The organism is Rheinheimera sp. UJ51, assembly GCF_020819615.1.
In the GTDB taxonomy this organism is placed as follows: Bacteria; Pseudomonadota; Gammaproteobacteria; order Enterobacterales; family Alteromonadaceae; genus Alishewanella; species Alishewanella maricola.
Window position 1 is genome coordinate 398,372 of record NZ_JAJHOG010000001.1, and the last position, 17,899, is coordinate 416,270.

A 17,899-nucleotide genomic window follows, 5' to 3' on the forward strand; every position below is an offset into this window, starting at 1 on the left:
CTTAAACGAATTCTTCGCCACCGCCGCCGCCTAACATAATTTCACCGGCATCAGACAAGCGTCGTGCCACCGATAAAATCTCTTTTTGCGCCGTTTCAACTTCACTGACCCGCACGGGGCCCATCGCTTCTAAATCGTCTTGTAGTAATTCAGCGGCGCGTTTCGACATGTTCTTCAAGATTTTCTCTTTCAGATTCTCATCGGTGCCTTTTAAGGCTCTCATTAATACATCTTGTTGTACTTCACGCAGAATGGCTTGGATACCACGGTCATCAACGTCAATCAGGTTTTCAAATACAAACATCAGATCTTGAATTTGTTGCGCCATTTCTTCGTCATGCTCACGAATAGAATCCATCAGCTGACCTTCTAAATTGGTATCTAGGTAGTTCAAGATATCGGCCGCTGCTTTTAAGCCGCCCATTTTCGCGGTTTGTGCACCCGCTTGACCGGCAAATTGTTTCTCCATAATTTCATTCAACTCCTGCAACGCGGCCGGTTGAACTTCTTCAAGGTTAGCAATACGCATGGTTAAGTCTAACCGAACTTTTTCTGAAAACTGCGATAAAATTTCGGCCGATTGCTCCGGCTCTAAATAAGATAAAACGATAGTTTGAATTTGCGGGTGCTCGTTGCGAATAATATTGGCAACCTGCTTCGAATCCATCCACTTTAACGAGTCTAGGCCACGGGCACCGCCACCTAATACAATTTGATCAATCAGGTTAGCGGCTTTCTCTTCGCCTAACGCCGCCGTTAATGCCCGTTTGATAAACTCTTCGCTTTGGAAACCTATGGTACTAAAGTTTTGGATTTGTTCGATAAAGCGCCGATGTACCGCCGTGATCTTAGCTTGATTCAAATCGGTGGTTTGCGCCATCGCCATCCCCACCCGCTGCACCTGCTTCGGCTCTAAGTGCTTAAGAATTTGCGCGGCATCTTCTTCTGACAAACTCAGCAGTAAGATAGCGGCCTTTTCAACGCCATCTAACTTACTGACGTCAAAGATTTTAACTTCTTTTTTCTCACTCATCTTCAGCCAACCAATTCTTCACTACTAATGAGGACAGTTCCGGCTCGTTCGCCACTAAGGCACGCACCGCTCTTAATAAATCTTCGTCGCCATGCAGATCCGGTAACATCAAGGTGCCATCTGGCGCAAAACCGACAGATTTTTCATCAAACTGGGCAACCGCCAAGTCATCTTCGTTACCCAGATCTAAACCACTGGTCATGGCATCTTCATCATAAGCATCGACTGTTTCTGCCGGGTTCATCAGTTTCTTCAGCATTGGCAGCACGATACCCAGTAACAATACAATGATAACCAAGCCACCCATGACCAACTTAACCACTTGCAAGAACCAATCTTGCTGATAAATAGGCACATCGGCTAATACTTCAACTTGCTCACGGACGAAAGGTACCGAAATCACTTCGATAGTATCACCGCGCTGTACATCAAAGCCAACGCCACCTTGTAATAAACGGCGAATATTCTCTAGCTCTGCCTGTGCCATCGGGGTGGCGGGGCCAAGGGTACCATCTTCTTGGGGTACGCCTTGTTTATAATCGACCGCCACCGACACACTTAAGCGACGGATCACGCCACTTTGCTGGCTAGTATGGCTAATGGTGGTATCAAGCTCAAAGTTGCGAGTAGACTCACGACTATTGCGACCAGGGATCACCGCTTGCGACGCCCCGGTAGCTTGCTCAGGAATAGCCGAAGGCATTGGGGGTTGATTAGACAACGCACCAGGAATACCGCCACTGCCGCCGCCAACGCTGTTTTCTTCAATCACCATTTCGCTGCGAATGGCCGGTAAATCTGGGTTATAGCGCTTTTGGGTTTGCTCAACAGCGGTAAAGTCCATCATTAAGTCGACTTGCGCAGTGTAATTTCCCATGCCCAGTACCGGTAATAAGATGGAGTCAACTTTCTGACGATACTCATCTTCACGGCTACGTTGAATTTCTAATTCACGACGATTGCGGGCTGAGCTGCCATCTTGTGAACCGCTATTCAGTAAGCGACCATTTTGATCGGTTACGGTCACGCGGCTTGGCTCTAAGCTTTGCACGGCAGAGGCCACTAAATCGACAATCGCATCGACTTCACTGTCGCGGATCACACGGCCGCCGCGCGCAGTCACTAATACCGTGGCGGAAGGTAAGGCTTGTTGCCGAGCAAACACGTTTTCTTTAGGAATAGCCAGTAGTACCCGCGCTCTGGCAATGCTTTGTAATTCTTCAATGGTTCTGGCCAGTTGTTGCTCACGGCTGTGCTTTAACCGTTCCATTTCTAAACGCTGACTGACTCCAAAACCGCTGTCTTGTAATAAAAACTCGGTACCTAATGACGGCTCTTGGTTTAAACCGGCACGAGACAAGCCTAAGCGCACATCTTGTAAGGTATCTTCCGGTACTAAAATAACGTTACCTTCCAATTTGTATTTAACTTTTTGCGCGTCTAAATGATCCAGTGTTTGAATAAGCTCTTGCGTGTTGTAAGTACCCAGTGGCCGCATCTCAGGGGTTTTCGCCCAGAGAATGATCAAGATGGCAATACCCAAACAAATGGTTAATGCCACGATCAACGTGACCTGTCTTAACAAATCACCACTGTTGCCCAGCGCACTCAAAAAGCCCGCCTTGCTTTGCGGTTGATTGTCATTGCTGAAATCGGTGTTGGTTAACGCCAGTTCCGTTGATTGATTATCTGCCACCATACTTCTCCTGCTTGCGCTACCCGTCTAATTAGACCGGCATCGACATAATTTCTTTATAGGCTTCGACCACTTTATTACGAACTTGCACGGTCGCTTCGAAAGCCAAAGAGGATTTTTGCGCGGCAATCATGGCTTGCGCCAAGGACACTTTAGGATCGCCCATTTCAACTGCGGTCGCCATGCCACGGCTTTGCTGCTGTAACTCATTGACACTGCCTAGCGCGTTTTTAAACAAGGTGGAAAAATCTGACTGGCTGCTGTTTGTCGGCTGCACCGCCATGCTTGGATCGGCTTCGAAGGGCAAAGCACGTGCTTGGGTTGCCATGCTTTGCATTTGGGCATATAACGCCTGACCTTTAATTTCCATAATGCTGCCTGTCAAAATTTTGTTATTTACGAGGATATAACAGACTAAGCAGAAGTTGTGCCAACTCGCCAAACATAGGGAAAACAGGGGTTATAACCAGACAGCCTTACGCTGCATCGGCATTCGTTGCCAAGCAGCGTAAGGCTTTGTAGTGAAATGACGTATGAGGCTCGCTTAAGCCGGAATATCAATACCTGACTCGCGCATCCGCGCTAATTTGTAACGCAAGGTGCGATCACTGATACCCAGCTTTTCGGCCACGTCTTTGCGCTTAAAAGCACAAGCCTGTAGCGTGGCGAGAATAAGCTTATGCTCTTGCTCATGAATTTCAGTTTTAAAATCGGTGGTATCAGCCGTGGTCGCACTAAGACCTTGCACGCGTGGCACAGCACTTTGCCCCAGTGAACCCGGCACTTCTAATAAAATATCAGCCGCCGCAATCTCAATGCCGCCTTGTAAAATTAAAGCACGCTGGATCACATTATCGAGCTCGCGCACATTACCTGGCCAGCTGTGCTGGGTTAAACGCTGCTGAGCCGCTTTACTCAACTGGCAAGTTGGCCGTTGTTGTTTATGGCAATGCCGGCGCAATAAATGCTCCGCCAACGGCACAATATCTTCCGGGCGCTGCGCTAATGCAGGCCAACTTAACGGAAAGACATTTAAACGATAATACAAATCTTCACGAAACAGGCCATCGGCTACCGCTTGAGCAAGCTCACGATTACTGGTGGCTAAAATGCGCACATCTAACTTAATGGTTTTACGACTGCCCAGCCGCTCCACTTCGCGCTCTTGTAGCACACGTAAGAGTTTAACCTGCAAATTCATCGGCATTTCAGTAATTTCATCCAGCAGGATAGTACCGCCTTGTGCTTGTTCAAATTTACCCGGACACGCCGCCACCGCGCCGGTAAAGGCGCCCTTTTCGTAGCCAAATAAGGTGGATTCCAACATATTATCGGGGATCGCTGCGCAGTTAATGGCGATAAAAGGCTCAGCAGCACGGGCTGATTGTTGATGAATATAACGCGCCAGCACCTCTTTTCCCGAGCCACTAGGCCCTAAGATCATCACACTGGCTTCAGAATGCGCCACCCGCTCGGCCAATTGTAACAGGGCTTTGCTCTGCTCAGCCGCGGCAATCGGCGTGAAACTGTCTGTTGTCTCAGCGACCACATAACGCGCTACCGTACTGACCAACACCTCAGGTGAAAACGGTTTCGATAAATAATCAATCGCCCCTAAACGAATCGCCTCAACCGCATCTTGCACGGTGGCATAGGCCGTCATCATCAGCACAGGTAATTGCGGATGTTGTTCGCGTAAGGTTTTTAACAAGGTTAGACCCGATACCGAGCCCATTTGCACGTCACTGATCACCAGTTGCACACTTTGTTTTTTTAATAGCAGCAAGGCTTCTTCGGCACTGGCGGCACTGAGCACCTGATAATTGGCCAAACTCAGTGTATCGATTAAGGCTTCGCGTAAACCCGCATCATCTTCCACAATTAATATTTTCAGATCTGACATGGCTTTACTCCTTAGTCTTAGTCGCTGAGGCACTATGATGAATAGGCAAGCTGATCTCAAAACAGGCGCCACTTAACGCTCCCTCTGGCCTTGCTGCTAACTCAACATAATGAATACTGCCCTGATGGCTATGGACCACCGCCTGTACAACCGCTAAACCTAAACCACTGCCACCGGCTTTATTGCTAAAAAACGGCTCAAACATCTGCGCTTGCACGGCTGGCGGAATACCCGGGCCATTATCACTAAATTGCCAGGTTAACTGCCCCGCTTTGCCAATTTGCTGCGCTAAGCACAATTGTGCGTTATCGCCTGCAGCTTGTAAGCTGTTGTGCAAGAGGTTTAATAAGGCTTCTACTAGGCTGTTTTTATTACCCAGTAAAGATACTTGCGGTGTGGTTAAACTGATTTTAAGGGTGGCATGATGATGGCTTAGCAATGCTTCGCTGCGCAGTTCCAGCTCGTCCATCAATTGTTGCAATGTCATGCTGGCCACGGCTTGGGCCGTACCTGAGCGCGCAAATAACAGCATATCGTTCACTTGCTGCTCCAAATCGTGCAAGCGCGCTAGTAACTTATCTTGAAATTGTTCACGCGATTGATGGGGCAATTTGGGGCTACGCAAATTTTCAGCGTATAGCATGGCAGAAGATAAAGGGGTGCGAATTTGATGCGCGAGCGTCGCCATCATTTTACCCAGTGTGGATAAACGCTGCAGATGACTTAAGCGATTTTGCAGCTCACGTGTTTCGGTGAGATCGGTCAACACAATAAGCTGCCCCGAGTCGGGTGTTAAAGCACTGATTTGCAGTTTTACACGCCGCCCATCCGTTAATGACACTTCTAAGCCATCATCACTGCGAGGTCGAAAGCAGCGGTTAATCACATTAAGCCATGATTCACCGAGCAAAGGCTCGCCAAGCATCTCTACCGCAACATGATTCACTTCAATCACTCGGCCCCAACCATCAAGCAACACCACGCCGGAGGGTAAGCATTGCAGAATGTGTTTTACCTTTGAGTCGTGAGCATGATAAAAATTGGAGTTGATATGATTTCTCGGAAACTTTAATGCGTAACCTATGGTATTTGTATCTAAGTTGTCAGCCGATAACATCATAGTTCTCCTCCAATCTAACGCAGAATTCTGCTTAATATTGAGAACATGAAGCAAATATCAAGCCAACATAAACCTTATAATTTCCAAATACATACATTGTCAAAATAATGTCTTTTGACTGTTTTTTATAAAAGGGTACTGTTAAGCTCTAGATGCAGAAAATGAATTCGGAATAAAAATGGAACTTGAAAAGATTACCCAACAACTTTTGACGCTGTTTACACCATCGTCGAATCCTCTCTTTGACAGCAGAGGTAATGCCATAAACGAGCTAGGTAAAGCTTGGATAGATTTGCTTAAACAAAAAGAAAGTGATGAGCAATTTTTATCACATGCTATAAGTCAATTTAAGGATAAAGGCCCCTACGCACTTCTATATGCCTATTCTTTGATTTTAAGCTCTGGTTTAAACATCCTAGATATTTCAAAAATGTACGATGAAATTCTCGATATGCCGCTTAATGCGTATTTCGGTTTGTCCGGCCACCTGTTCCGGTTTCATCCGGCCAGGCGTTTCGGTGTGATCCGGCCAGCATGATCTGACCTTCGTTTATGTTCTCTTTTTACCCGACTTCTTCTCCCTGAACCAGTGTTTTTTTACGTTGTGACTCACCTGTTAATTCCAATCGGTGGGCGTTGTGGATCACTCTGTCTAATAGCGCATCAGCAACCGTCGGGTTATCCATTAGGCCGTACCATTCTGAGACCGGTAATTGACTGACGATAATTGTGCTGCGTTGCTCGTAGCACTTAATGCTTCCGAAAGATTTTTTGTGTATTACCAACTCAAATCTATAAACTTTCAAGGTATTAACAACACATCATCTTTGAAACTCATCAAACTCTATAAAAGTATAGTTGATGCGTTTAATCAAGAGCTCAAAGAAAAAATCAATTACATACCTGCTGCTGAAAGAAATGAAAATCTTATCGTGGTTTTTATTTCGCAATTTCTTGGCTTGAACCATGCTCCGACAAAAACTGCTCTAGACCGTATAAAAGTTATAAAAAATAGTACAGGTAAAGACGTTATACTGATAAATACCTGCGAATTACTTCCCATGACAGGCGCTGTTCCATGGTTTGATACTTTGATCGGAAACAGAACAGAAATTAAAAACGGACTTCTGGAATATCAAGGCATTAAGTTTAAATATGCTCAGTGTTCCTCACAAATGCCAAATTTAGAAGAAATGGGAATGTTGATAGATGTTATTAACACTCTAAAACCTGGCTTCACTCTTAGTATTGGTGACAATTTACTGGCAGACATTTGCAGCCAAATTGTTCCCAACGCAGTCATTTCAACAGTTTTTAGTAGTTTATCATTTTCGCCAAGTCAGTTTAGAGTGATTGGTCGCAATGTAACCGAGATAGAAAAATCTAATTTAACTAAACAAGGATTATCAACTGACAGTGTAATCGAAAGTATTTTTACCTTTGATTTTAAACCTCAAAACAACATATTTAACCGAAAAGACCTTGGGTTACCTGAAGATAAATTCTTAATAGCGCTAGTGGGTGGGCGGTTAACCAATGAATTGTCAGAAAAATTTCTACAGCTATTACTGCCTCTTTGTGAGCATGATATCCATTTTGTCATTATTGGTAACCTAGATACTTACACACAATTTTGTAATAAGTACTCTAATTTTAAAGATAATTTCAGTAATCTTGGTTTTCAAGACGATGTATTAGCAGTATTGGAGATATGTGATTTATACCTAAATCCACCAAGGATAGGAGGAGGAAGTTCTGCAGCAGAAGCACTTTCCAAAGGTAAACCTGTAGTAACCTTAGATAGTGGTGATGTCGCAACTGCAGTTGGGATCGATTTCACTGTTAAATGCGAACAAGAAATGTATAAAATTATCCTGAAATATAAGACAGATAATCATTTCTACTTGCTCCAATCTAACAATGCCATTGAAAGAGCCGCGATATTATTAGATAGTGATAAAGCTTTTACAGAAGTGCTGCAGCAAATAAATCTACACCATTTCTATGATTATCCTTGGGAACTATATAAAACAACTACTTGATAAGAATATTATTCTTCTTTACCTAAATTATATTTACGCATTTTTTCAACCAAGGTAGTGCGGCGCAAACCTAAAATATCGGCTGCCCGCGCCACTACAAAATCGTGGCGCTCTAGCGCTTGAGAGATAAAACGGATTTCTAATTCAGCCAAAAACTCTTTTAAGTCTAAGCCCTCTTCTGGCAAGGTATCTTGTCTTATCTCAGAAGTAAATGTCGTGACAGATTCAAAGCCGATGATCTCGTCACTATCGCTGCTGTCATCGCTTTGAAATAACGCATTTAACAAATCACGCTCTTGTAACGCTTCTGGATACACCGGCTGATAGGTATCAACATCCAGGTGCTGATATTTTTTCGGTAGCTCCGCCACATCCACGATCTGATCCGGATACATGATCACCATACGTTCGAGTAAATTAGCCAACTCTCGCACATTACCCGGCCAACTGTGTAATTTTAAACTGTCGAGTGCGCGTTCAGTAAACTTCACTTTTGCTTGATGTGCGGCATATTGGCGGTTGAGTAATTCATTAATTAAAAGCGGCAAATCGTCTGCACGATCGCGCAGCGCAGGAGTATCGATAGGAAACACATTTAAGCGGTAATATAAATCTTCCCGAAAACCGCCGTCTGTGATCATCACTTCTAAATCGCGATGCGTTGCCGCAATAATCCGCACATCGGCTTTCAGCGTTTGGCTACCGCCTACCCGCTCAAAAATTCGCTCTTGCAACACCCGCAGCAATTTCACTTGCATGGGCTGTGGCATATCACCTATTTCATCCAAAAATAAGGTGCCACCTTGTGCTAACTCAAACCGACCTTTGCGGGTAGAAATAGCACCGGTAAAGGCGCCTTTTTCATGTCCAAATAATTCGCTTTCTAACAATTCGGCCGGAATAGCCCCACAATTAATTGGCACAAAGGGCCCATTAGCGCGGTTCGATAATAAATGAATATTGCGCGCCACCACTTCTTTACCGGTACCAGAAGGCCCTAATACCAGCACATTCGCTTCTGTTTTGGCCACTTGCTGGATCAAAAAACGGATTTTCTGCATGGCCGGCGTTTGCCCAACCATGCCATCGAAGCGCACTTGATTATCTTGCTGTTTGTGGGTGGGTAATAAGCGATGGTATTGCTGCGCATCGCGCAAAAGCTGCGTTAAGCTATTATAAGAAAAGGGCTCACTCAACACGCCAATCACGTTGGACTGCTCTAATAAATAACTTTGGCTGTCACCAATGACTAAAAACGCACTTGCCGGAAATTGCCGGATAATCGTACTGGCATCCAATTGATCAGTCGCCCCTAACACGACCACCGAAGCCGGATGATGTTGTAGAGTATTGGCTAAATCGGCAGGGCTAACAAGCTGATGAGCTTCACCAATAAAACTGCAGACGGTAGACAAACGCTCACAGCGATTTAGTTGTAAATCAACCAGATAAAGATGAGGGTTATCAGACATAAGCGCACAGTTTATAAGTATAATTGACTTTATTGTACAAGCTGTGCGCAGCCTTGCAAGGTAAAACGCTAATTTTTTGACAGGGTGTCAAAAAATTAGCGTTTAGTAAAATGAATCATCATCCTGTTTAACTTAACAATGACAACGCCTGCTCTGAACTCACACGTGCTTGCATGGCCACATTCACCGAGCTTTGCGATAAAATATTATTCGCCGCCCGCTCACTGCTAACTTTGGCATAATCGAGATCAGCAATACGTGAACGCGCTTCAGAGGTAGCAACTTGCTGACCCGATACCGCACGAGAAGCACTGTCAAAAGCATTAATGCTAGCCCCGACCTCAGTTTGCAGCGCATTTAACTGCTCTGCCACAGCGCGCACGGTTGTCAACGTTTGTGGCTGAGTTAAATCAATACTGAACAAGTTTTGACTGTTCAGCGCTGCGTCTAAATCTTGGGTTTGTAATTGTAAATTGCTATCACCAGCATTAAAGCTAAGCGCCGTATCTTCAAAAAGTTTCTTACCGGCAAACTCCGCGGTTAAACCTTGTTGGATATTAGCCAAATAACCATTCGCTTCGCTTTGCAGCGCTTGTTTGTCAGCATCGCTATAAATGCCATTACCGGCAGCAATCGCCAACCGCTCAATTTCATTCACGTTATCGCTAATCCCTTGCACCGCTTGCTCATAAACCCGCGCAAAAGCAACTCCATCGGCAATATTACGCTGCCCTTGCTGCTGACCGTTTATCACGCTGCTCAACCGATTACTGATTTGCAAACCCGCCGCATCATCGGCAGCGTTGGTAATACGCTTACCACTGGCTTCTTGCTGGGCTAATTTCTGTTGTTGCTGCAACACATTATTTAAGATGTTATTGCTTGGCGTTGTAATCTTCATCAGCATGCCTCGTTATCAAATCTTAATTAAGTTTAGCCCTAAAGTGGTGTTAACTCAAACTGGGCTTCTCACATTCATTATTAGTCTGCATCAGACTCTTAAGCCGTTTTTTTAGTTGCAGTTGCATCAAAACCAAAAGGGATTAAACTAAGTTCATGACGCTATGTTTTTACAAGCTTTTTTAATTTTAGTCTTGGCTATATTTCAGGTGGCATATGTTATGCTTGAGCTAGAACAACGATAAAAATGGGTGGCAAACAATGTTTGATGGTAAAACAATCCTGATTACAGGCGGCACCGGCTCCTTTGGCCACAAATACACCGCCACCTTGTTAGCTCGCTATAAGCCCAAAAAGATTATTATTTTCTCTCGAGACGAATTAAAGCAATACGAAATGCAACAGTTGTTTAATGACCGTTGTATGCGTTATTTTATTGGTGATGTACGTGATCCTGAGCGCTTAAGACGCGCCATGCATGGTGTTGATTATGTGATCCATGCCGCTGCACTTAAACAAGTTCCTGCTGCCGAATACAACCCTACCGAATGTATTAAAACCAATATTAACGGTGCCGAAAACGTTATCAATGCCGCCATTGACTGTAATGTTGATAAGGTCATTGCGCTATCAACAGACAAAGCGGCGAATCCAGTTAATCTTTATGGCGCAACTAAACTTGCCTCAGATAAGCTTTTTATTGCAGCAAATAATATGGTTGGCGGGAGCAGACCGCGCTTTTCAGTGGTGCGATATGGCAATGTCGTGGGTTCAAGGGGGTCAGTTGTACCTTTTTTTAAGCAATTACTTGTACAAGGGACTGAACATATCCCGGTAACACATGAACACATGACCCGCTTCTGGATAACCTTGCAACAAGGTGTTGATTTTGTCTTGAAGAATTTTGAGCGGATGTTAGGAGGCGAAATTTTCGTCCCGAAAATTCCGTCGATTCGTATTACTGATTTAGCTAAAGCCATGGCACCTGAGTTACCTATTAAGATAGTAGGTATCCGACCGGGTGAAAAATTACATGAAATGATGTGCCCTGGTGACATGTCTTTTCATACATTTGAGTTTACTGATCATTATGTGATTGCACCTGCTATTAAATTCTTTAATCGCAGTAACGATTTCACTACTAATGCTCTTGGTGAGCAAGGAAGTATGGTGGATCAAGGATTTGAGTATGTATCAGATACTAACCCACGCTTTCTAACCATTGAAGAAATTAAGCACTGTAATCTGGTAGCTGATTTATGATCCCTTATGGCAAACAGCAGCTAGATGCGGCAGATTTAGCTGCTGTTCAAGATGTGTTGCAATCTAACTGGCTAACGCAAGGCCCCAAAGTTCCCGAATTTGAACAGGCTATAACACAACAATGCCAAACGCAATTTGCTGTGGCTGTCAATAGTGCTACCTCTGCACTGCATATTGCCTGTTTGGCGTTAAACGTTGGTCCCGGGGATATTGTTTGGACTTCGCCTAACTCTTTTGTTGCCTCAGCTAATTGCGCACTATATTGCGGTGCCAAGGTAGACTTTGTTGATATTGATATAGAAACGGGTAATCTTTCTATTACTGCCCTTAGCGAAAAACTGGCTATTGCCAAGCAGTGCAACAGCTTACCCAAAGTATTAATTCCTATTCATTTTGCAGGACAACCATGTTACCTGAAAGCAATTGCTAACTTGGCTGAGCAATATGGTTTTAAGGTAATTGAGGATGCATCCCATGCTATTGGTGCGCGCTATCAAGGTGCCCCTATCGGTAACTGCCAGTATTCAGATATCTGCATCTTTAGTTTTCATCCAGTAAAAATCATCACCTGCGGTGAGGGTGGCGTTGCTACCACTAATAGCCCTGAGCTGGCCCGAACCATGCAAATGCTTCGCAGTCATGGCATTACCTCAGAAGCAACAGAGCTAACTGAACCCAGCCATGGGGTTTGGTATTATCAGCAGCAAATGCTCGGTTTCAACTACCGTATGACTGATTTGCAAGCGGCGTTAGGTGTCAGTCAGTTAAGCAAATTGACCCGCTTTGTTGCTGAACGTCATCTATTAGCAAAGTGGTATGATGATGCCTTTGCTGGCAATACAGGCATTTCACCATTACAACAGCAACCCTATGCCTATAGCAGCTATCATCTTTATGTAGTCAGGCTGCTAAATCTGAATAAAACCCAGCATAAAGACTGTGTTCAGTTTCTTCGACAGCAAGGTATTGTCGGGCATTTACACTATATTCCCATCTATTTGCAGCCGTATTATCAGCAACTCGGCTTTAAAGCTGGCTATTGCCCACAAGCTGAGCTTTATTATCAACAAGCGGTAACCCTCCCTTTGTTTCCAGGATTAACAGCATTAGAGCAACAAAGTGTGGTTGAAACCCTGCAACACTTTTTAGAAAATACACTATGAACATTGCTATTATCCCCGCCCGAGGCGGCAGTAAGCGCATACCTCGCAAAAATATTAAAGACTTCTGTGGCCAGCCGATGCTGGCTTATCCAATTAAAGCGGCGCTGCAAAGTGGTGTGGTTGATAAAGTAGTGGTATCCACTGATGATCAGGAAATAGCGGAAATTGCCCGCCAATATGGCGCTGAAGTGCCTTTTATGCGTGAGCCACAGTTAGCCGATGATTATACTGGTACCAGTGCCGTGATCAGAGATGCCATACGTCAGTTACAAAAACTGGGTTGGGAGCTAAAATACTGTACTTGCTTGTATGCCACCACCCCATTACTCAATGCCAAAGTTATTCGCGATGGTTTTCAGCAATTGCTGGCAAATACAGCTGATTATGTGTTTACTAGTGCCAAATTCTCTTTTCCAATCCAACGAGCACTACTACTGACGGAAAGCGGCGGCGTTATGCCGTTCGACCCTGCTAGTATAGGTAAACGTTCACAGGATTTAGCACCTGCTTATCATGATGCGGGCCAACTGTATTGGGCTAGCACAGAGACTTGGCTAGACACCAATAAACATGTCTTCGGTGCCAACTCACAAATGCAAGTATTACCTGAGTATTTGGTCCAGGATATCGACACGCTTGACGACTGGCATCGAGCAGAACTGCTTTATAAATTGCTACAGCAGAAACATGACTAACATGCAGGTACTGTTTCGAACAGATGCCTCTGTCACGCTAGGAAGCGGCCATGTAATGCGTTGCCTGACATTAGCTAAAGCACTTACGCAGCAAGGCGCTAATTGCCATTTTATCTGCCGGAACACAAGTGGTAATCTTATCAACTTTATCCGTCAACAGAGTTTTTGCGTACTTGTTTTGCCAGCAAAGCTAAACTCTGAGCAAGAAGACGCGCTCCAAACTCTGGCCCAGCTCCAACAGCACTATCAGCTTTTAGTACTGGACCACTACAAACTTGGTTACGTCTTTTGTCAATTGTTACGGCAACGCTGTAAAACAGTACTGGTTATTGACGATTTAGCCAACCGTTCGCACGATTGTGACTTATTACTAGATCAGAATCTGCTGCCAAACGCCGATGCACGTTATACAGCTTTGGTCCCCCAAAATTGCAAACAGTTACTCGGCCCAAACTATGCAATGCTTCGTGATGAGTTTTATCAGACCAGCGCCAGCAGACAACAAAACCATATACTGGTGAGCTTTGGTGGTACTGATGAACACAATTTAACCGCTCTGGCAATAAACGCTATAAAGCAGCTAAAGCTCGAGCAAGTTACGGCCGATATAGTAATAGGGGAAAATAACCCATGGCGCATCGCGCTTGAAAAGCAACTTGCCAGCTTACCTAATATGCAGCTACATGTTCAAAGCAAAAATATGGCAACACTGCTGCAGCGCGCGCAGTTGATGCTGGGTGCGGGCGGTACGACTCATTGGGAAAGATGCATCAGTGCTCTGCCTGGTTTGATCGTAACAATGGCAGACAATCAACAAGCAACAACGGCTTATCTCGATAAACTGGGTGCATGTATTTGGTTGGGACAAGTGGAAGACATCACAATTGAGTGCTTTATTGAGCACCTGCATTATTACCTTTCACAGCCCGAATTATTAAAAAAAATAGCGCTGACTGCTGCAGGCATAGTGCAGGCAAAAGCTGGCACGCCTCTAGTTGTTGAGCAAATAATGAATTTTGTGACAAAAATCAAATGACAGATATAAAAATTGGGAATCAACTCGTTGGGCCCTTACAAGCCCCCTTTATTATTGCTGAGATGTCGGGCAATCACGGTCAATCGCTTGAAAAAGCTATGGCATTGGTAGATGCAGCAGCAGCAGCAGGCGCTCACGCATTAAAACTACAAACCTATACTCCTGATACAATCACTCTTGACGTGCACGATCGAGAGTTTTTTATTGAGGATGAAAGTAGCCTGTGGCAAGGTAATTCGTTGTATAACCTTTACAAAGTGGCGATGACACCTTGGGAGTGGCATAAACCCATTTTTGATTACGCCAGTAGCAAAGGCATGCTGGCATTTAGTTCACCATTTGATTTAACAGCAGTCGACTTTCTTGAGTCATTAAACGTGCCATGCTACAAGATTGCTTCTTTTGAAAATATCGACCATGGTCTTTTGGCTGCTGTGGCTAAAACAGGCAAGCCTATTATCATGTCGACCGGCATGGCAACCCAAGCGGAGTTGGCCGAGTCTGTTCAGGTGTTACGTGATAACGGCTGTAAAGAGCTCATTCTTCTAAAATGCACCAGTAACTACCCCGCCCGTCCGGTAGATGCCAATTTACGTACCATTCCTCATTTATCTCAACTGTTTAATTGCCAAGTCGGCCTATCTGACCATACACCTGGTGTTGGAGTAGCTGTTGCGGCGGTAGCGTTAGGCGCTACTGTAATTGAAAAGCATTTTGTACTAAATCGAAGTGGCGGCGAAGTTGACGCTGAGTTTTCTCTGGAGCCTGCAGAATTAAAAATGTTGGTTGAAGAAGCAGAGCGGGCTTGGACTGCACTTGGCAAAGTACATTATGGGTGTACCAAAAAAGAGATATCCTCCAGAGTGCATCGCCGTTCACTTTATATTGCAAAAGATATGAAAGCTGGTGACATACTCACCGAATACAATCTTCGCTCTGTTCGACCCGGACTCGGTTTGGCACCGAAATATCTGACTTTTGTTATAGGTAAAGCTATCAAGAAAGATGCCACGAAAGGCACCCCTTTATCATGGGAACTTTTATGACGCCGTCAAGCAAAATCGTACTATTCGGGGCCAGCAAAGCAGGTGAAATCTACCTGAAAAAACACCCTGAGCATAACATTATTGCCTTTATGGATAATGATACGAAACGTTTTGGCCAGACCATAGCTAACATCCCGATACTTTCACCTACTGCGCTACGTTCCCTGCAGTTTGATACTATTGTTATCACCAGCCTATGGATCGACAGCATATATCAGCAGCTGACGACAGAGTTCGGTATACCCCCAGATAAAATACATATACCGAACAAGACTGAACTGAAATCAGAGCAACCATTTAGCCATTCAGAAACCTTGCTGCTTGGTCATCAAATTCTTATCAGATTAAGTCAATTTTTTATACAACATCAGATAAAAGCCTGTGTCGATTCCGGTACACTGCTGGGTTTAATGCGAGAAGGCCAACTGTTGGCCTGGGATGATGATATTGATTTCGCAATTGATGATGCAGATTTTGATAAGGCACTGTTTCTTCTAAAAAACTTTCAAAAACAAGCTCCAATGCAAGATAAAGTGGATTGGCAAGCGACTTTGATAAAGCAGTCAGGTTATGATGTTTGTCTGAACATTGACTTCACGCCTAAACCCGGTGTTTCGCTCATTCCATTTGAAACCAGCCTTCAGCGCCGAAAGTCACTTCACGGACGCTCAGAACTGCTGTCCTCTGCTGGTATATTTTTTGCACCGGAACGTCACTTTAATCAAATGGAAACAATAACTTTTATGGGGCAAGCTATTCCAGTGCCTTACGAAGCAGAAGTTTTTTTAACTTTTATGTATGGTGATTGGCAAACGCCTAAAAAAGCCATGACACTGAATGATTATGATAACAGACGCACACCGGCCGAAATTAAACATAAAACGGTTTCTATCTCAAAGCATGCCTTCTGGTAATGACCGATGACATACGTTAACAAACTGAATGTTCTTTTAACCAGCGCGGCAGCAAAAGTTCCTCTGTTAACTGCATTACGTTGTGCGGCGAAACGGATTAATAATTCAGCAGTGATTATCGCAGGTGATAGCAGTTCTCCTGTGGTTAGCCAGTATTTCGCAGACGAATTCTGGCTAATGCCGCCATTAAGTGAAGCTACGAGCGACGATATCTTTAGAGCCTTACTAAAACGCAAAGTGAGCCATATTCTGCCGAGCAGAGATGGAGAGCTACTATTCTGGGCCAAATACAAAGGGCATTTAGCTAGCGAAGGTGTTCAAGTGCTAGTAGCCGACGAGCAAAGCATTTTACGCTGCCTCGACAAACAACTGTTTGCAGATTTTCTTCTTAAAAAAGGTTTGCCTGCTATAGCGACCTATTCAAATCTTGATACCGTTACTCACAGCAGTTCTAACTGGGTAGTAAAAGAACGTTTTGGCGCAGGTAGCCAAAATATCGGCTTAGCGCTGAAGCCTGAGGCTGCGCTGCAGCATGCAACTAAGTTAAAGCAAGCTGTTTTTCAGCCTTTTGTAACGGGTAGAGAACTGAGCATTGATGCTTGGCTCAACAAAGCCGGACAGTTAAAAGCCCATATTTACCGCTACCGCATTAAAGTTCAGCATGGTGAATCACAAATTACTCAAACGGTGGCTTTGTCGCAGTATGACGACATCATCCGCGATACACTGCAGGCACTACAACTAACAGGCTCTGTAGTAATGCAAGCCATTATAGATGAGCAACAACAACTGCATATTATTGAGTGTAACAGCCGCTTTGGTGGCGCTTCTACACTTGGTATCAAAGCTGGTGTAGACAGCTTATACTGGAGTTTAGCCGAAAGCTGCGGTGTAGATGTCAATACAATCCCGTTTGTACCTGTTACAACACCTATTACTCAGATACGCTGTGCCGGAGATCAATATCTGTGATCTACATTTTTGATTTAGACGACACCTTATACGATGAGCGTCAATACGTCGAAAGCGGCTTGCATTCCGTTGCACGCTTTGCCGAGAAACGCTGGTTGCTCGACGAAGATAGCAGCTATCAAACTATGCTGCAGTTATTGGATTCTCAGGGCCGTGGTCGGATTTTTGACGACTTTTTAGCACCACACAAGCTGGCCACACAAGTCAATATCAAGGCCTGCGTCAGTTGCTACCGGCTGCATCAGCCGCAAATTGAAATGCCAGATTTACACCATCAGTTACTGCAACAACTGCCCAAGCCGCTTTATCTGGTGACCGATGGCAACAAAATTGTGCAGCAAAAAAAAGTACAGGCCTTGGGAATCGCGCATTACTTTAAGCGAATTTTTATCACTCACCGCTTTGGTATAAAACATGCAAAGCCTTCTACCTACTGTTTTGAGTTGATCAAAAAGACTGAGCAATGCGAGTGGCGGGATATGGTTTATATCGGCGACAATCCGGCGAAGGATTTTGTAAATCTTAATAAGCTAGGTGTCAATACTGTTAGAGTATTAACAGGAAGTCACCGTGAAGTTTTAATTGGTAAAGCATACAACGCCAAACTCATTATAAATTCACTTTCTAATTTAATCCCTATGTAA

18 protein-coding genes are annotated in these 17,899 nt (G+C 44.4%); 10 read left to right on the forward strand and 8 right to left on the reverse strand.

Going from position 1 to position 17,899, the window contains the following annotated elements; genetic code table 11:
- Position 1 precedes the first annotated feature (1 nt).
- From fliG to LMJ53_RS01815, 5 genes are all read right to left on the reverse strand, one after another.
- Positions 2 to 1,033 (reverse strand): flagellar motor switch protein FliG, encoded by a 1,032-nt coding sequence (gene fliG / locus LMJ53_RS01795; protein ID WP_229584509.1) that lies wholly within the window; start codon positions 1,031 to 1,033, stop codon positions 2 to 4.
- Complete coding sequence (gene fliF, locus LMJ53_RS01800) at positions 1,026 to 2,732, reverse strand: flagellar basal-body MS-ring/collar protein FliF (protein WP_229584510.1); 1,707 nt, start codon at positions 2,730 to 2,732, stop codon at positions 1,026 to 1,028. Before fliF ends, fliG begins: the two co-directional genes overlap by 8 nt.
- Before the next feature lie 28 nt (positions 2,733 to 2,760).
- Positions 2,761 to 3,099 carry a flagellar hook-basal body complex protein FliE gene (gene fliE, locus LMJ53_RS01805; protein WP_229584511.1) on the reverse strand — a complete coding sequence of 113 codons (339 nt, stop codon included), beginning with the start codon at positions 3,097 to 3,099 and terminating at the stop codon, positions 2,761 to 2,763.
- 174 nt (positions 3,100 to 3,273) lie between these two features.
- Positions 3,274 to 4,632, reverse strand: coding sequence for a sigma-54-dependent transcriptional regulator (locus LMJ53_RS01810; RefSeq protein ID WP_229584512.1), 1,359 nt, complete (start codon positions 4,630 to 4,632; stop codon positions 3,274 to 3,276).
- 4 nt (positions 4,633 to 4,636) lie between these two features.
- The gene (locus tag LMJ53_RS01815; RefSeq protein WP_229584513.1) at positions 4,637 to 5,752 is read right to left on the reverse strand and encodes a sensor histidine kinase; all 1,116 of its coding nucleotides are present in this window, start codon (positions 5,750 to 5,752) and stop codon (positions 4,637 to 4,639) included.
- A gap of 178 nt (positions 5,753 to 5,930) precedes the next feature.
- Here LMJ53_RS01815 and LMJ53_RS01820 point away from each other — a divergent pair, with 178 nt between their 5' ends.
- Positions 5,931 to 6,290: a hypothetical protein gene (locus LMJ53_RS01820; RefSeq protein WP_229584514.1), complete on the forward strand. Its 360-nt coding sequence runs from the start codon at positions 5,931 to 5,933 to the stop codon at positions 6,288 to 6,290.
- A gap of 25 nt (positions 6,291 to 6,315) precedes the next feature.
- On the opposite strand, the gene LMJ53_RS01825 is transcribed toward LMJ53_RS01820, so the two are convergent.
- Positions 6,316 to 6,558, reverse strand: coding sequence for an ATP-binding protein (locus tag LMJ53_RS01825; protein ID WP_324295576.1), 243 nt, complete (start codon positions 6,556 to 6,558; stop codon positions 6,316 to 6,318).
- Here LMJ53_RS01825 and LMJ53_RS17060 point away from each other — a divergent pair.
- Positions 6,466 to 7,794 (forward strand): glycosyltransferase, encoded by a 1,329-nt coding sequence (locus LMJ53_RS17060; RefSeq protein ID WP_324295577.1) that lies wholly within the window; start codon positions 6,466 to 6,468, stop codon positions 7,792 to 7,794. The genes LMJ53_RS01825 and LMJ53_RS17060 overlap by 93 nt on opposite strands.
- Before the next feature lie 8 nt (positions 7,795 to 7,802).
- Here LMJ53_RS17060 and LMJ53_RS01835 read toward each other — a convergent pair whose 3' ends face one another.
- Positions 7,803 to 9,266, reverse strand: coding sequence for a sigma-54 dependent transcriptional regulator (locus LMJ53_RS01835; protein ID WP_229584515.1), 1,464 nt, complete (start codon positions 9,264 to 9,266; stop codon positions 7,803 to 7,805).
- Positions 9,267 to 9,393: 127 nt separating this feature from the next.
- Complete coding sequence (locus LMJ53_RS01840; protein WP_229584516.1) at positions 9,394 to 10,167, reverse strand: flagellin; 774 nt, start codon at positions 10,165 to 10,167, stop codon at positions 9,394 to 9,396.
- Positions 10,168 to 10,427: 260 nt separating this feature from the next.
- On the opposite strand from LMJ53_RS01840, the gene pseB reads away from it, so the two are divergent.
- The 8 genes from pseB to LMJ53_RS01880 are packed head-to-tail and all read left to right on the forward strand — an operon-like array spanning position 10,428 to position 17,899.
- Positions 10,428 to 11,429, forward strand: coding sequence for a UDP-N-acetylglucosamine 4,6-dehydratase (inverting) (pseB, locus tag LMJ53_RS01845; RefSeq protein WP_229584517.1), 1,002 nt, complete (start codon positions 10,428 to 10,430; stop codon positions 11,427 to 11,429).
- Positions 11,426 to 12,592, forward strand: a complete 1,167-nt coding sequence (gene pseC / locus LMJ53_RS01850; RefSeq protein ID WP_229584518.1) for a UDP-4-amino-4,6-dideoxy-N-acetyl-beta-L-altrosamine transaminase — start codon at positions 11,426 to 11,428, stop codon at positions 12,590 to 12,592. The genes pseB and pseC overlap by 4 nt, the downstream gene beginning before the upstream one ends.
- The gene (gene pseF, locus LMJ53_RS01855) at positions 12,589 to 13,287 is read left to right on the forward strand and encodes a pseudaminic acid cytidylyltransferase (protein WP_229584519.1); all 699 of its coding nucleotides are present in this window, start codon (positions 12,589 to 12,591) and stop codon (positions 13,285 to 13,287) included. Before pseC ends, pseF begins: the two co-directional genes overlap by 4 nt.
- Positions 13,280 to 14,323, forward strand: coding sequence for a UDP-2,4-diacetamido-2,4,6-trideoxy-beta-L-altropyranose hydrolase (gene pseG, locus LMJ53_RS01860; protein ID WP_229584520.1), 1,044 nt, complete (start codon positions 13,280 to 13,282; stop codon positions 14,321 to 14,323). The genes pseF and pseG overlap by 8 nt, the downstream gene beginning before the upstream one ends.
- A complete protein-coding gene (gene pseI, locus LMJ53_RS01865) occupies positions 14,320 to 15,369 on the forward strand; it encodes a pseudaminic acid synthase (protein WP_229584521.1) in 1,050 nt (349 codons plus the stop codon). The genes pseG and pseI overlap by 4 nt, the downstream gene beginning before the upstream one ends.
- Positions 15,366 to 16,283: a nucleoside-diphosphate sugar epimerase/dehydratase gene (locus LMJ53_RS01870; protein ID WP_229584522.1), complete on the forward strand. Its 918-nt coding sequence runs from the start codon at positions 15,366 to 15,368 to the stop codon at positions 16,281 to 16,283. Before pseI ends, LMJ53_RS01870 begins: the two co-directional genes overlap by 4 nt.
- A 6-nt stretch (positions 16,284 to 16,289) precedes the next feature.
- Positions 16,290 to 17,255: an ATP-grasp domain-containing protein gene (locus LMJ53_RS01875; RefSeq protein WP_229584523.1), complete on the forward strand. Its 966-nt coding sequence runs from the start codon at positions 16,290 to 16,292 to the stop codon at positions 17,253 to 17,255.
- Positions 17,252 to 17,899 carry an HAD family hydrolase gene (locus LMJ53_RS01880; protein WP_229584524.1) on the forward strand — a complete coding sequence of 216 codons (648 nt, stop codon included), beginning with the start codon at positions 17,252 to 17,254 and terminating at the stop codon, positions 17,897 to 17,899. Before LMJ53_RS01875 ends, LMJ53_RS01880 begins: the two co-directional genes overlap by 4 nt.

What these genes read in the sequence shown, in the direction of transcription:
- fliG (WP_229584509.1), bottom strand. Translation starts at nt 1,033, where the DNA reads ATGAGTGAGAAAAAAGAAGTTAAAATCTTTGACGTCAGTAAGTTAGAT.
- fliF (WP_229584510.1), bottom strand. Translation starts at nt 2,732, where the DNA reads ATGGTGGCAGATAATCAATCAACGGAACTGGCGTTAACCAACACCGAT.
- fliE (WP_229584511.1), bottom strand. Translation starts at nt 3,099, where the DNA reads ATGGAAATTAAAGGTCAGGCGTTATATGCCCAAATGCAAAGCATGGCA.
- LMJ53_RS01810 (WP_229584512.1), bottom strand. Translation starts at nt 4,632, where the DNA reads ATGTCAGATCTGAAAATATTAATTGTGGAAGATGATGCGGGTTTACGC.
- LMJ53_RS01815 (WP_229584513.1), bottom strand. Translation starts at nt 5,752, where the DNA reads ATGATGTTATCGGCTGACAACTTAGATACAAATACCATAGGTTACGCA.
- LMJ53_RS01820 (WP_229584514.1), top strand. Translation starts at nt 5,931, where the DNA reads ATGGAACTTGAAAAGATTACCCAACAACTTTTGACGCTGTTTACACCA.
- LMJ53_RS01835 (WP_229584515.1), bottom strand. Translation starts at nt 9,266, where the DNA reads ATGTCTGATAACCCTCATCTTTATCTGGTTGATTTACAACTAAATCGC.
- LMJ53_RS01840 (WP_229584516.1), bottom strand. Translation starts at nt 10,167, where the DNA reads ATGAAGATTACAACGCCAAGCAATAACATCTTAAATAATGTGTTGCAG.
- pseB (WP_229584517.1), top strand. Translation starts at nt 10,428, where the DNA reads ATGTTTGATGGTAAAACAATCCTGATTACAGGCGGCACCGGCTCCTTT.
- pseC (WP_229584518.1), top strand. Translation starts at nt 11,426, where the DNA reads ATGATCCCTTATGGCAAACAGCAGCTAGATGCGGCAGATTTAGCTGCT.
- pseF (WP_229584519.1), top strand. Translation starts at nt 12,589, where the DNA reads ATGAACATTGCTATTATCCCCGCCCGAGGCGGCAGTAAGCGCATACCT.
- pseG (WP_229584520.1), top strand. Translation starts at nt 13,280, where the DNA reads ATGACTAACATGCAGGTACTGTTTCGAACAGATGCCTCTGTCACGCTA.
- pseI (WP_229584521.1), top strand. Translation starts at nt 14,320, where the DNA reads ATGACAGATATAAAAATTGGGAATCAACTCGTTGGGCCCTTACAAGCC.
- LMJ53_RS01870 (WP_229584522.1), top strand. Translation starts at nt 15,366, where the DNA reads ATGACGCCGTCAAGCAAAATCGTACTATTCGGGGCCAGCAAAGCAGGT.
- LMJ53_RS01875 (WP_229584523.1), top strand. Translation starts at nt 16,290, where the DNA reads ATGACATACGTTAACAAACTGAATGTTCTTTTAACCAGCGCGGCAGCA.